Annotated in this window: 14 protein-coding genes; 9 read left to right on the top strand and 5 right to left on the bottom strand. The window is 37.2% G+C overall.

Going from position 1 to position 13,260, the window contains the following annotated elements:
- The first annotated feature begins 22 nt into the window (after positions 1–22).
- Positions 23–1,903 (top strand): potassium transporter Kup, encoded by a 1,881-nt coding sequence (locus tag MKL32_RS11400; protein WP_125272031.1) that lies wholly within the window; start codon positions 23–25, stop codon positions 1,901–1,903.
- A 42-nt stretch (positions 1,904–1,945) separates the two neighbouring features.
- On the opposite strand, the gene MKL32_RS11395 is transcribed toward MKL32_RS11400, so the two are convergent.
- The gene (locus tag MKL32_RS11395; protein WP_112986778.1) at positions 1,946–3,472 is read right to left on the bottom strand and encodes a TerC family protein; all 1,527 of its coding nucleotides are present in this window, start codon (positions 3,470–3,472) and stop codon (positions 1,946–1,948) included.
- Between the two features lie 215 nt (positions 3,473–3,687).
- Between MKL32_RS11395 and rodA the strand changes: the two genes are divergently transcribed.
- Entirely contained in the window at positions 3,688–4,830 is a 1,143-nt protein-coding gene (gene rodA / locus MKL32_RS11390; RefSeq protein WP_004913244.1) for a rod shape-determining protein RodA, read from the top strand.
- A gap of 45 nt (positions 4,831–4,875) precedes the next feature.
- Here the strand turns inward: rodA and MKL32_RS11385 are convergent, their stop codons facing one another.
- Positions 4,876–5,559 (bottom strand): cupin domain-containing protein, encoded by a 684-nt coding sequence (locus MKL32_RS11385; protein WP_125272032.1) that lies wholly within the window; start codon positions 5,557–5,559, stop codon positions 4,876–4,878.
- 242 nt (positions 5,560–5,801) lie between these two features.
- Between MKL32_RS11385 and MKL32_RS11380 the strand changes: the two genes are divergently transcribed.
- On the top strand, positions 5,802–6,065 hold the full coding sequence (locus tag MKL32_RS11380) for a TIGR03643 family protein (RefSeq protein ID WP_004913242.1): 264 nt from the start codon (positions 5,802–5,804) through the stop codon (positions 6,063–6,065).
- Between the two features lie 88 nt (positions 6,066–6,153).
- A complete protein-coding gene (gene nudC / locus MKL32_RS11375; protein ID WP_005402933.1) occupies positions 6,154–6,924 on the top strand; it encodes an NAD(+) diphosphatase in 771 nt (256 codons plus the stop codon).
- A gap of 17 nt (positions 6,925–6,941) precedes the next feature.
- Here the strand turns inward: nudC and MKL32_RS11370 are convergent, their stop codons facing one another.
- A complete protein-coding gene (locus MKL32_RS11370; protein WP_270900550.1) occupies positions 6,942–8,336 on the bottom strand; it encodes a heavy metal sensor histidine kinase in 1,395 nt (464 codons plus the stop codon).
- Positions 8,333–9,004: a heavy metal response regulator transcription factor gene (locus tag MKL32_RS11365; RefSeq protein WP_005053282.1), complete on the bottom strand. Its 672-nt coding sequence runs from the start codon at positions 9,002–9,004 to the stop codon at positions 8,333–8,335. Before MKL32_RS11365 ends, MKL32_RS11370 begins: the two co-directional genes overlap by 4 nt.
- 106 nt (positions 9,005–9,110) lie before the next feature.
- On the opposite strand from MKL32_RS11365, the gene MKL32_RS11360 reads away from it, so the two are divergent.
- From MKL32_RS11360 to MKL32_RS11350, 3 genes are all read left to right on the top strand, one after another.
- Positions 9,111–9,593: a GlcG/HbpS family heme-binding protein gene (locus MKL32_RS11360; protein WP_270900549.1), complete on the top strand. Its 483-nt coding sequence runs from the start codon at positions 9,111–9,113 to the stop codon at positions 9,591–9,593.
- A 10-nt stretch (positions 9,594–9,603) separates the two neighbouring features.
- Entirely contained in the window at positions 9,604–10,005 is a 402-nt protein-coding gene (uraH, locus tag MKL32_RS11355) for a hydroxyisourate hydrolase (RefSeq protein ID WP_004959593.1), read from the top strand.
- 222 nt (positions 10,006–10,227) lie between these two features.
- Positions 10,228–10,455 carry a hypothetical protein gene (locus MKL32_RS11350; RefSeq protein WP_004913223.1) on the top strand — a complete coding sequence of 76 codons (228 nt, stop codon included), beginning with the start codon at positions 10,228–10,230 and terminating at the stop codon, positions 10,453–10,455.
- A gap of 185 nt (positions 10,456–10,640) precedes the next feature.
- Here MKL32_RS11350 and MKL32_RS11345 read toward each other — a convergent pair whose 3' ends face one another.
- Entirely contained in the window at positions 10,641–10,871 is a 231-nt protein-coding gene (locus tag MKL32_RS11345; protein ID WP_004913221.1) for a hypothetical protein, read from the bottom strand.
- Between the two features lie 280 nt (positions 10,872–11,151).
- Between MKL32_RS11345 and MKL32_RS11340 the strand changes: the two genes are divergently transcribed.
- Positions 11,152–11,763, top strand: a complete 612-nt coding sequence (locus MKL32_RS11340; protein WP_270900548.1) for a LexA family protein — start codon at positions 11,152–11,154, stop codon at positions 11,761–11,763.
- Positions 11,764–11,767: 4 nt separating this feature from the next.
- Positions 11,768–13,066, top strand: coding sequence for a Y-family DNA polymerase (locus tag MKL32_RS11335; protein ID WP_270900547.1), 1,299 nt, complete (start codon positions 11,768–11,770; stop codon positions 13,064–13,066).
- Positions 13,067–13,260: the final 194 nt, after the last annotated feature.

Genomic DNA, 13,260 nt, shown 5'->3' with positions numbered 1-13,260 from the left:
TTTAGAAGTGTTTTTTTACAACATGCAAAATCAGACGGTAGAGAAAGCTAGTGTACCCATACTGACTTTAGCTGCACTTGGTGTAGTCTTTGGTGATATTGGAACTAGCCCACTTTATGCACTTAAAGAAAGCTTTCATGCAACACATGGAATGCCAATCAATGAAATTAATATTTTAGGAATCTTGTCGCTTATTTTCTGGACCATCATGTTGATCGTCTCTCTTAAATATGTGATGGTGATAATGAGAGCAGATAACAATGGCGAAGGTGGAATCATGGCATTACTTGCCTTGAATTTACGTCAGCCAGGTCTTTCTAATCGAACAAAAATTCTGATTACAGCTTTAGGATTTATTGGCGCTTCATTATTCTTTGGTGATGGCATTATTACACCCGCAATATCTGTGTTATCGGCTGTGGAAGGACTTTCTGTTGCGGCTCCAGCATTTGATAAATTTATATTACCGATCAGTATTGGCATTCTGACGGCATTGTTTCTTGTACAAAAACATGGAACTGCCGTAATGGGTAAGTTTTTTGGCCCAATTACACTGCTTTGGTTTTTGTCTATTGGTGCGATTGGGTTTGTGAGTATTATTCAAAGCCCAACGATTTTGGCTTTCTTAAGTCCACATTGGGCATTGCAATTTATTATCACCAATCCGTATATTTCATTTTTTGTGATGGGCGCTGTCGTTTTGACCGTCACAGGTGGTGAAGCGCTTTATGCTGATATGGGGCATTTTGGTGTTCTTCCGATACGCCTTGGTTGGTTCCTCGTTGTTTTGCCGTGTCTTATGTTGAATTATGCAGGTCAAGGTGCTTTATTGCTAAGAGATCCTACAGCGATTACCAATCCATTTTATTTACTTGTACCATCCTTCTTCCTCTATCCAATGATTCTTATTGCGACCGCAGCAGCTGTGATCGCATCACAGGCATTGATTAGTGGTGTTTTTTCGATGGCGAAACAAGCGATTCAATTGGGTTATTTACCTCGTCTGAATGTACTACATACCTCAGCGTCTGAAGTGGGTCAAATTTACATTCCTTTACTCAATTGGATTCTATATATTTCAATTTTATTCCTAGTTTTACTCTTTAAAACAAGTAGTAATTTAGCAGGTGCTTATGGTCTTGCCGTAACGATTACCATGTTCTGCGATACGCTTTTGGTTGCATTTCTTGCTTATAGCTACTGGAAATGGAAAACGTGGAAACTGGTTTTATTCGCTGTACCATTCATTTTTATTGATTTAGTGCTGTTAGGCTCGAATCTACTTAAGTTCTTTATTGGGGGATGGGTGCCTGTGCTTATCGCTGTCTTTGTCTTTACATTGATGATGACATGGAAGAAAGGGCGGGTTCAATTGCAGGAAAAACTCCAAAGCGATACGTTGCAGTTAGAAACCTTTATTAAATATCTAGGCACAGATATGAATAAGGTATCTGGTACTGCTGTGTTTCTGACAGGTTCTCCATCTGTAGTACCACATGCGTTGTTGCATAATCTCAAGCACAACAAGATTCTTCATGACAAAAATATGTTGGTAACGGTGCAAGTTTCGGATATCCCATACGTGCAAGATGAACTGAGATATGAGTTCGAAGTTTTAGAGAAAGGCTTTTATCGGATACAAATCAATTATGGTTTTAAAGAGCAGCCGAATGTACCTATGGTCTTAGAGCAAATTTTCAATAAAATTGATTTTGAATATAATCTGATGGAAATCAGTTTCTTTGTGTCACGCGAAAGATTGATCTACAAAGCGAATAATAAGTTAACTACATGGAGAAAACAGTTATTCGCTACGATGCAAAAGAATACAAGTCCTATTAGCGATTTTTATCAAATCCCTACGAATCGTGTTGTCGAAATTGGTAGTCAGATTGAGATATAAAAAAAAGAGCCTTTTTGAAAGGCTCTTTTTTTATGCTTGGATTTACATCGGATAAATAATTTTGACTTTCTTAATGCGAGTGCCATCCATTTCTATAATTTCGAAATAGATTCCCTCATAGGTCAATGTAGAACCGACATCAACTTGACCTTCTAATTTATCTAGTAATAAACCAGCGACACTTACATAGCCTGAACCTTCTTGAACTAGTTCAAGTGTGCCTAATTCAAGTTGAAGTTGATAAAGGTCTAATAAGCCAGATGCTACCCATTCTTGATGAGATACTTTCGTCAAATCCAGTTGTTCATCTGAGTCTGGGAATTCACCAGCAATTGCTTCAAATACATCTAATGGAGTGATTAATCCTTGGATATTTCCAAATTCATTCGTCACCATGACTAAAGAGCCTTTTGAAGAGCGCAAAGTATTAATTGCATCTATCACTTTCATCTTTTCAAAAATAAAAATTGGACGTTGGCGTTTTAAAAGATTTTGCAATTCTTCTTTTTCATCCAAACAATCAATCAGCTCTTTTGCGCGTACAACAGTAATGACTTTATCCAAATTGCCTTTACAGACAGGGAATAAGCTGTGAGGTACTGCAAGTACTTTAGCTCTGATATCTTCAATATCATCATCGATGTTGACCCAAGAAATCTGATCTCTAGGTGTCATAATCGATGAAACAGAGCGTTCAGCCAGAGTTAACACACCACCGATCATGTAGCGTTCTTCGGCACCGAATGAATCATCGTTGTTATCGATAATCGTTGGGTCATTTTGCTCTTTGCCACCCATGAGCTTGAAGATCGTATTTGCAGTACGATGTCTTAAAGGTAGTTTTGATGCATGTTTTTCAGCATTTCGTTGGGTAAATTGGTTGAAACCTTCAATTAGGATTGCAACGGCAATACCTGAATAGATATATCCTTTCGGGATATGGAAACCAAAACCTTCAGCAATCAAGCTAATACCGATCAGTAGTAAGAAGCTTAAGCACAAAATAACAACAGTAGGATGCTTATTTACAAAGTTTGTTAATGGTTTTGATGCAATTAACATCACTACAACAGCGATCACCACGGCTGCCATCATGACATAAATATTGTCAACCATTCCGATTGCTGTAATCACAGAATCTAAAGAAAACACTGCATCTAGAATAACAATCTGAGTGACCACCATACCAAAGCTTGCATAAGCAACACTTGATTGGGTTTTATGTACAGGTTTGCCTTCTATTTTTTCATGTAATTCTGTAACGGCTTTATAGAGTAAGAAAAGACCACCAAAGAGTAGGATTAGGTCTCGACCTGAGAAACTCAGAGTCCATATATGGAGAATAGGTTTTGTTAAAGTAACTAGCCAAGAGATAATGGAAAGCAGGGCTAAACGCATGATAAGGGCTAATGAAAGACCTATGATTCTTGCTTTATCTCTTTGTTCTGGAGGAAGTTTATCTGCAAGAATTGCAATGAAAACTAAGTTATCAATGCCAAGTACGATTTCGAGTACGATTAAAGTTAATAACGCGATCCAGATGCTAGGGTCTAAAAGAAATTCTATCATCCTAGTTCTCCAAGTTGTCTACAGAGAGAGCCAAAGATACGCCTTAAAGGTGAGGGGTCCATATGTATAAAACCTTTGATTTAAATGGTATCTGCAAATTTATCAAAGATTCACAAAAATAAAAGTAATAATCTGAGCACAGAAACAAATTAAATATATACTCCATCGCCTTAGTTCAGATTTATCTGCTCGTTTTTCTTATTTTTAAGATCACCATGAAGCCTGTTCCGCAATCCCGATTTTTACGTTATTCCATTCGAGATGGTTTGCATCTCAAAAATAATTCTTCGTATTGGCATAAATTACATCTCGACCCTTGGTTATTGAGCCTTCTCATTTTAAATGCGATCTTAGGTTTAATCGTCGTATATAGTGCATCGGCTCAAGATATGGGGTTGGTATTCAAACAAGGATTTAGTTTCCTTTTAGGATTCGTAGCGCTTTTTGTTTGTGCTCAAGTTCCTCCAAAAGTTTATCAAGCATTTAGCCCTTATCTATATGCTGTGAGTTTGGTACTGCTTATCGCTGTATTTTTTATCGGTGAAGTGAGAATGGGTGCACGTCGGTGGATCGCTATTCCATTGTTAGGAAGTATGCAGCCAAGTGAACTGATGAAGTTTGCAATGCCACTGATGATCACGTGGTTTTTATCTAGAAATGCCTTGCCACCTAGAATATTTCATATTCTGATTTCATTGGTTTTAATTGTCATTCCTTTACTTTTAGTCGCATTACAACCTGATTTGGGGGCAGGCATTCTGATCCTCACCAGTGGTCTGTTTGTATTGTTTTTGGCAGGTATTTCTTGGAAATTAATTCTAGGCTCTATGGGTTTAGTGATGTTATTTCTTCCAATTGCTTGGACTTTTTTATTGGAAAGCTATCAAAAAAAGCGTATCACAACTTTGATTGATCCTGAGGCTGATGTCCTTGGTTCAGGTTGGAATATTATTCAGTCTAAAATTGCGATTGGTTCGGGTGGGTTTTCAGGAAAAGGTTATTTACAAGGCACTCAATCACATTTTGGATTTTTACCTGAACGGCATACAGACTTTATTATGTCAACTTATGCAGAAGAGTTTGGTTTTATTGGTGTGGTAATTCTATTTAGCTTATATGCAGCAATCATCATCCGCTGTTTTATGATCGGATTGAACTCATTTAATAATTTCGGACGATTGATTGTCGGTTCATTAGCATTGTCTTTTTTTCTATATGTCGTTGTTAACTCAGGTATGGTCAGTGGAATTTTTCCTGTGACAGGAGATCCATTACCATTTATGAGCTATGGTGGTACAGCTATTATCACCTTATTGGCAGGTTTTGGGATTGTGATGTCAGTTCATACGCATCGCTAGTTGATTCATCATCTTTGATTGAAACATGTATTTCGGAGTCGCTCATTAAATTTTATGAGTTGACTGAATCATGGCGAGCAGATGACCTGTTTTTAGATAAAGTGTTGCGCCTTGTTGACCTGATTGAAGTTGGTAATCTACTTGTGGGGGAATACGTAACCAAGAACCTTTTGGATAAGTTTCTTCACTATGGCTGATTTCACCTTCAATCACTAAAATTTCAGCACCACCTTTTACATCATATTCGATGGGATGTAGGGGCATGATTTTTTCTAGATAAGTATGCTCTAGCTGAGATTGGTAAAGTTCACAGATGTCTCGATGTCCCATTTTTTTCCAGTTATTCGGGTTATGGGTATCGATACGAACAGCTTCAGTTTCAGTCTCGGACATTTGTCTGAGTTTGACAAAGATCAAGGTGCCTATCTCACTAGATGGAATATGACTAGAGTTATGCGGATTCCGCAAATACCATCCTTTTTGATAGTGTTGGCTACCATCTTCAGTGAACATTCCAGACAATACCAAAATCTCTTCGCCATGAGGATGTTGGTGTTTTGGAAATAAGCTTAGAGGCGCGTATTTGACTAAACTTGTTGCTCTAGCTGCTTCATTGCCAATTCGGTCTAACATGACACGTTCTACTTCGCCGCCAGGTGATTTTACCCATTGATAGTCTCTAGGTTTGACGACTGCGAACTTTGAAAAATCAGCATTTAGCAAAAACATCAGAATTATCCTCAGTTCAGTAATATTGTCTAAGATAACTATCGGCATTTAGATGATTAGTCAATCTTGAAAAAATAATTGGGATGATTCTTTGATCATTTATTTAATTTTCAATGTGCTGAATATTATTTCAAATGAAAAGAATAACTCGAAAAATCACACTTTCTTCATCCTGAGTTTTTTATGCTCTGTTGGGCAATTTAACACGTTGATATTGAACGACAGCGAAGTGATTTCATTTTATGTTGAATACTAAAAATTATGATGATGGTGACCTTTCAAGAATTATTGAAATGGCATGGGAAGATCGAACACCTTTTGAAGCGCTAGAGCGCGAATATGGTCTGAATGAATCTGCTGTAATCAAACTGATGAGGCAAAATTTGCAAGCCAGTAGTTTTAAACTCTGGCGTAAACGGGTGACGGGTCGAAAAACCAAGCATTTGCAACTACGTTCACCAGAGATCAATCGTGGCTACTGCTCACGTCAATATAAGCACCATTAATTTTGCGTTTGCTATCCTCAATTGTCCTTTTGGGGATTGCTAGCATTTCTATTGATATATCTCATGTTATTGAATTTAAGGTAATGTAATGTCAAATCTATCGATTGCTTATATTTTTCAGCAACAACAACTTTTAGTTGATGAACAGTTTCAATTACCACGAGTTGAAAAATTGCACAGTGATTTAGTACTGTCAGATGATGAGCAGGTCGTTGCGCGAGATCTATTACCCAACGAAAGCATACCCGTTGGCTATCAGTTGGTGCCGATACGTCAGCTTTTACAATATTGGAATCACCAACAGTTTGAACAAGCCAGTCGAGCTGTACAACTTTTAGAATGGCGACGTAATCATCAGTTTTGTGGGCGATGTGGTGACAAGACACAACAAAGCATTGATCAGTTTGCGATGATGTGTCCAAGTTGTGGTTATAACCAATATCCACGTGTTAACCCTTGTGTGATTACGATTATCACAAGAGGGGATGATGAGATACTGCTTGCAAGAACAACGCGCAATAAGACCATGTATAGTCTGATTGCAGGCTTTGTGGAGGTAGGTGAAACCTTAGAAGAAGCAGCGCGTCGAGAGACTTTGGAAGAGGTTGGTTTGAATATCAAAAATATTCAGTATCTCGCCAGCCAGCCATGGCCATTTCCAAGTAATTTAATGGTTGCATTTAAAGCTGAATATCACTCAGGCGAAATTAAAATACAGGAAAAAGAAATTAGTGATGCACAGTTCTTCAAATTTGATCAACTGCCTGAAATTCCATTTAAAGGAAGTATTGCCTATGCAATGATTATGCACGTTATGCATGGTACGCCAGTCGCGGATGATACAAGTGAATGGTTATGAGCCTATATCTTTAAAGCTTATTGATCGCAATCATTCGGAAAAATGAGTTCAAAGCAAATACCATCTGGAGTGTTGTAAGCCAAATATTTACCTTGATGAAGGGTCATAATTGAGGCAACGATGGATAAACCAAGACCTCCAGTTTGGCTGCTTTGATGGCGGCTAGAAATACATTGATAAAAGCGTTCAAACAGAGAATCAAGATGCTCGTTTGCAATGCTCGTATCACTGGTGATCACATATAAACTAGTCGTAGAGCTTGATCCATTTTGTTGGTTGTTTCGACTGCCAATATAGATCTGACGTTGCAAACCACCATGTGTCAGTGCATTCGAAATTAAATTATAAAGTGCTCGTTGCAGTAATTCTGGATCAGCCAATATTTGGGTTTGTTCTAACTGCAAAATAAACTGGCAAGCTTGTTCTTCGGCTTGATGCTCAAAAATGTCACAAATCGTCTCAACCAAGTTGGGTAAATCGACCCATTGTTTATTTAACATCACCATCTGACGATCCGCACGTGCAAGAAACAGCATACTATCAATCATACGTTTTAGGCGTTGGTAATCTTCTAAATTTGAATACAGCAGTTCTTTGTATTGCTCATCTGTACGCTCACCCATGAGCATAATTTCCGTTTGTCCAATCAGGTTGTTGAGTGGGGTACGAAATTCATGTGCAATGTCTTCTGAGAATCGGTTGAGTTGCTGGTATCCGATTTCAATTCGGTTCAGCATGGTATTGATGTCTGCTGTCAGTTGTTCAATTTCTGATGGAGCTTGATCAAGCTGAATTCTTTGCTGCAATTGATGGACATTGATTGCCTGAGTTTGTTGTTGCAGTTTTCTTAAAGTACTGAGTCCAAAATGGCTAGCCAGAGCAGATAATATAAAAATCAGTACAACCCCGATGCTCACTGAAACCAATAAACCGTTACGGAATGGCTCAAGAATATTGAGACGTTCAGACCATTGCTTGCCCGCAATGAGCACATAAGGCTTTTGATGAATGTTGATCGTTTTCCATGACAAGCGTGTTGGGTGTTCGGTCTGAGTTAAATCTGTAAATTGGATGCTGCTTGAGGTTGCCAATTTAGGAAGGGGAATATTTAAGGGATTAATATCAATTAGACGTTGATTATGATCCATTAAAATAAACAAGTTATCTTGGTTGCCTAACATATTTTGATAGAGCTTAGGACGAGCAACAATTTGATTTATATTTTCACTATCTTGTAGAAGTATTTCGAGTCGTTCAATTCGGTCCGTCAGAGCATGATCTTGTTGGATAATTAAAATTTGATTAATCCCAACATAACTAATCATTGCCACTACGCATAAAACGAGAGCGCTGCAAAAAGTCACCAGTAGGGTGAGTCTCAATTCTAATGAGCGAAAGATATGATTCATCATGCTTGAACCGATAGCTTATATCCTAAGCCCCGAATCGTATGAATTAACTTTAAATCATGTCCATCATCAATTTTGCTGCGTAAGCGGCGTACAGCAACATCGATAAAGTTAGTATCTGTATCAAAGTTAATATTCCAAACTTCTGATGCAATTTGGCGGCGCGTAATAATCTCATCTTGATGCAAAAGCATAAATCGAAGTAGGTTAAATTCCTTCTTACTGAGGTCGATTAATGCATCTTCTCGCCAAACTTTGTGTTGTGTTAAATCCATCTTTAATGATGCAATCGAGAGCTCATTTTCTTGATTATATTGTTGGCGTCTTAAAAGACTTTTGATCCGAGCAAGTAATTCAATATAGGAAAATGGTTTTGCTAAATAATCATCTGCACCCAGTTCTAAGCCTTTGACACGATCTAAAATCTGATCCTTTGCAGTTAAAAAGATCACGGGAACCTTAGAAAATTGGCGAAGTATTTTCAATACATCCCAGCCATCAAGATCAGGCAACATGACATCTAAAATCACCAAAGAATAGGATTTCATTTTTAATCTTTCCAAACCTTCTAGTCCTGAATGGACGCACTCCGCTGTATAGCCTGACTCAATCAAGCCTTTTACTAAATAAGATGCGATCTTCGTTTCATCTTCGATAATCAGAATACACATTTTTGTTCAGACTCTTTGTGAACATGACAATTTTGTAATGTGATTGTCATGCTGTGGTGGAATGGATTTGTTTAAGATTTTCAAAGCATATCAGGCAGGAATCAATATGAATAAGCTTAAAATTCTTGGTTTAACGTCACTATTCAGTAGCACTGTTGCACACTCTGTGGAGTTGAAGCAAGTTTATTCATTAGATCTTCAAACAGCCAAAGTAATAGCCAGTGAAGCTGAGCGTGTATGCAAAAACATTCAGCAAAATATTGCAGTCGCAGTCGTTGATCAAGGTGGTAATACGCTTTATGCACACCGCCATGAGTCGGTGGGTCCACACAATTTAGATGCTGCAGAGCAAAAAGCATTTACAGCATTATCAACGAAAACAGCGACCTTGGCTTTGAGTCAAACAGCAAATAGCAATCCTGATGCAAAAAATTTGACCACCGTTTCTAAGCTGCTGTTATTGGGTGGTGGATTACCTATTCGATACCAAAATCAAGTGGTCGGAGCGCTTGGTGTTGCTGGAGCAGGCGGTGCTAAAAACGATGATTACTGTGCTACATCAGCCATCCAAATATTGAAAAATCTGTGAGGAGTTTGTGATGTTAAAGAAAATCTTACCTTATTCGCTTATCTTATTCAGTTCAGCGGCATTTGCTGAACAGAACCCATTGAGTGTCCATGTTCTAAATTTGGAAAATGGTTTACCTTCAGCAAATGTTGAAGTTGTTCTTGAAAAAAGCTCTGGTGATCAGTGGATTAAGTTGAATCAGAAACTTACGGGTGAAAATGGGCGAATTACTGCGCTATATCCTGAGAACAAAGCCTTGGAAAAAGGGATTTACAAAGTGACCTTTAAAACTGAGGCTTGGTTCAATCAACAAAAGCAACAGACCTTTTTTCCAGAAGTTCCTGTGATTTTTAAAGTGGATGGAACCGTGAAACATTATCATATTCCTTTATTACTCAGCCCTTATGGTTATTCAACTTATCGTGGAAATTAGTACAAATATTGGCTGCTTCGGCAGCCTTTTGTTTAATCAGTTTTCTTGCACTACGTTTTCTGTGTTACACATAATTGTAAACCTATATTTTTTATTTCAATAACTTAGATGAAAAATTAACAGTCTGTTAATACTTATAATATTTCTTACAACCCGTTGTTAGACAGACTTTGATCTATAGGGCATAGTCTAATCAGGAATTATTATTAAATGAGGAATACTATGAATAAGGTGACAGTGGTCGTAAAAGACCAAGAAGAAAATGAATCAATTGTAATTGCTCAGCTTAATGACCTTGAAGATAAAGACATTCCTTTTTTTAAGCGAGTGGAACATATTGAGGTAGATGGTGAAATTATTCATCCAAATATCGATTTGCTCTTTGAAAATGAGGCAGATGGAAAAATTTATAAACTTGTTGCTCCAGTAAATGATAAACGCTTTATATAAATCTTGATGAAATAAAAGAAACCACTTAAATCAATGTTTAAGTGGTTTTTTATTTAAATATCTTTTATTGATCATGAGTCTTTTATATGAATTATTTGCTTAATATCTGAATGTGTTGCTTGTACTGTATAAATTTACACGAACAGAAACTTGTTTCGTATTTGAGCTAATTTGCATGAATGATTTTACTGAATCGGATTTAGTCCTTGAATAATATCTTGAAATTCAGAACCATTGAGCCAAAAAGATTTCTTTAAAAATAAAGTTGTCATAATACTTTCAGCCGCCTCACTATTGGGGCTGTCACAGAATAATCCATAACAACTACCCAAAACGGTATTGTTCTCAATGAGACGAATAAAATAAGCGTGTTTTTCGTCAGCATAGCCAAGAATAGCATCACGTTGATTGTTCATTTTTCATGTCTCCACATCAAAAAATCTTGAATAAAACCTAACTGCTGAAAAGATCAAAATAATCAATCTGTTAAATCAAATACTATCAAAGCATAAGTTGCCTAAATATATGGTTTAATTATCGAAATTTGGTTTGTTTGACATCCTTGTTAACTTAAACAAGCCAAAATCTGATCTATGAAATTTATTCTTATGCAAAATTAATTTTTCGTCAACTTGAATTTGTAACTTTTTCAAGTTAGATTAAATAGAGGCGATGAAAACAAGGGAGGGGTGAGTTATGTCCAAAAAAACTGAGTTTGAACATGGTGGGGCTCGAACCAACGCTGGTCGTAAAGCTCAATTTAGCGAACCCACCAAAGTAATACGTGTTCCTGAATCACAAGTTGATTTCATTAAAAACTGGTTATTGAATAATGCCAAGACAGGTATTAATACCGATCTCAGTACTTCTTTGAACGTTCAGAGTGTTCAAGCAAAGAATGATCGAATTTACCATATTCCTTTGGCGACGGAACGTGTTGCAGCAGGTTTTCCATCGCCTGCACAAGACCATGTTGAGCAAGCTTTGGATTTAAATGAGTTTTTAATTAGAAATGAAAACTCGACATTTATCGTAAAAGCAAATTCCTTGTCCATGTTGGATGCTGGCATTGATATTGATGACCCCTTGGTAGTAGATCGAAGTATCCCTGCAAAGTCTGGCGATATCGTCATTGCACTGATTGATAATGACTTTACGGTAAAGCGTTTGATGATTGATCATCATTTCAGTCCACCCAAAGTTTGGTTAAAAGCTGAAAATCCTGATTATCAAAATATTTATATACAAGAAGGACAGGAGTTGGTGATTTGGGGCGTCGTGACCTATAACTTAAAGCCGATGAGGTGATCCAATGCCATTGCCACAACGTATTTTTGCCTTGATTGATGTGAATAATTGTTATGTGAGTTGCGAGCGGGTATTCAATCCGAAGCTAGAAAAGCATCCCGTTGTGGTACTTTCAAATAATGATGGCTGTGTAGTATCGCGTTCGCATGAAGCAAAACAATTGGGTATCAAGATGGCGGTTCCCTTTTTCCAGATCGAAGATATTATTCGAAAGCATCAGGTTGCCGTTTTCTCAAGTAATTATGCGTTGTATGCAGAAATGTCACGGCGATTTATGAATATTTTGGGCAGTTTCGTTGCTCCATGTGAACAAGAAATTTACTCGATTGATGAGTGTTTCCTTGAGTTAACAGCATATCAGCATCATTTTGAATTAACAGAATATGCTCAAACTATCCTAACAACCATAAAAAACTGGTTAGGATTACCTTGTTGTATAGGCATTGGATATTCCAAAACACAGGCAAAAATTGCAAATCATTTAGCAAAAACCCATCGATGCTTTAACAGTATCTGTAATATGGTTGATGAAGATCCTTGTGTGATCGAGGATTTATTGAGTCATACCGCAGTAGGTGAGGTGTGGGGCGTAGGTCGTAAGATTCGCCAACGTTTAGAAGTGATAGGTATTCATTCAGTTATGGATTTGGTTGAAGCAGATCCGAAAATGATTGGAAAACATTTCTCTGTTGTTTTGGAAAATACAGTTAAAGAGTTGCGTGGCATCGCCTGTTTAAAAATTGAAGACGTGTTGGCTGATCGACGACAGGTATTAAGTAGTCGTTCTTTTGGGCAATTAATTCAAGATAAAAATAGCCTAAGCGAAGCATTGACTGAATTTACCTTAAGAGCAGTTGAACGGTTACGGAAGCAAAAACTTCTATGTAAGGCGATCGGTGTTAGTATCCGTACAAATCGTTTTAATAAAGCAGAGAATTATCGTCCATTTACAGTGGTGTATTTGGCTGATTATAGTGATGATCGTTTAGAGATTTTGAAGGCTGTGCAAATAGGATTAGACCGAATTTATCAAAAAGGTTACCGTTATAAAAAAGCAGAAGTCATTTTGTTAGATATCATTCCACAACATAGTCATGCTGTTGATTTATTTCATGATACAGATGAGATGCTGGCACGGAAAAGTCTATCGATAACATTTGATCATATTAATGAAAAATTTGGTAAAGATAAAATGACCCTTGGGCGTTTGATTACGCCAAATGGACGAGCATGGGCGATGTCTCAGAGCTTCAAATCTCCTAGCTATTTAACAAAATGGAATGAAGTGCTCAGAGTTAGCTAGATTTTTTGAGCAATATATAAATGTTAATATATAAAAAAGACAGGCTAAACCTCACTACTGTCCCATAGTTTGCTTTAAATAAAAAAAAACCTGAGTCTGAATAGTTAAAATATGAGTGCAAACAAACACTTTAACTATAAAGGACTCAGGTTTTGTCACATCAGAATACCGTATTTCATCAATTACTCAAACCC

The sequence above is a fragment of the Acinetobacter sp. AOR34_HL genome, assembly GCF_027854795.1.
Taxonomy (GTDB): Bacteria; Pseudomonadota; Gammaproteobacteria; order Pseudomonadales; family Moraxellaceae; genus Acinetobacter; species Acinetobacter junii.
Note: the sequence above shows the minus strand (reverse complement) of the source record. Positions and strands in the feature narration are given on the sequence as shown.

Excerpts from the sequence above, each read along its gene's own strand:
- MKL32_RS11400 (WP_125272031.1), top strand. The coding sequence starts at position 23 with ATGCAAAATCAGACGGTAGAGAAAGCTAGTGTACCCATACTGACTTTA.
- MKL32_RS11395 (WP_112986778.1), bottom strand. The coding sequence starts at position 3,472 with ATGATAGAATTTCTTTTAGACCCTAGCATCTGGATCGCGTTATTAACT.
- rodA (WP_004913244.1), top strand. The coding sequence starts at position 3,688 with ATGAAGCCTGTTCCGCAATCCCGATTTTTACGTTATTCCATTCGAGAT.
- MKL32_RS11385 (WP_125272032.1), bottom strand. The coding sequence starts at position 5,559 with ATGTTTTTGCTAAATGCTGATTTTTCAAAGTTCGCAGTCGTCAAACCT.
- MKL32_RS11380 (WP_004913242.1), top strand. The coding sequence starts at position 5,802 with ATGTTGAATACTAAAAATTATGATGATGGTGACCTTTCAAGAATTATT.
- nudC (WP_005402933.1), top strand. The coding sequence starts at position 6,154 with ATGTCAAATCTATCGATTGCTTATATTTTTCAGCAACAACAACTTTTA.
- MKL32_RS11370 (WP_270900550.1), bottom strand. The coding sequence starts at position 8,336 with ATGATGAATCATATCTTTCGCTCATTAGAATTGAGACTCACCCTACTG.
- MKL32_RS11365 (WP_005053282.1), bottom strand. The coding sequence starts at position 9,004 with ATGTGTATTCTGATTATCGAAGATGAAACGAAGATCGCATCTTATTTA.
- MKL32_RS11360 (WP_270900549.1), top strand. The coding sequence starts at position 9,111 with ATGAATAAGCTTAAAATTCTTGGTTTAACGTCACTATTCAGTAGCACT.
- uraH (WP_004959593.1), top strand. The coding sequence starts at position 9,604 with ATGTTAAAGAAAATCTTACCTTATTCGCTTATCTTATTCAGTTCAGCG.
- MKL32_RS11350 (WP_004913223.1), top strand. The coding sequence starts at position 10,228 with ATGAATAAGGTGACAGTGGTCGTAAAAGACCAAGAAGAAAATGAATCA.
- MKL32_RS11345 (WP_004913221.1), bottom strand. The coding sequence starts at position 10,871 with ATGAACAATCAACGTGATGCTATTCTTGGCTATGCTGACGAAAAACAC.
- MKL32_RS11340 (WP_270900548.1), top strand. The coding sequence starts at position 11,152 with ATGTCCAAAAAAACTGAGTTTGAACATGGTGGGGCTCGAACCAACGCT.
- MKL32_RS11335 (WP_270900547.1), top strand. The coding sequence starts at position 11,768 with ATGCCATTGCCACAACGTATTTTTGCCTTGATTGATGTGAATAATTGT.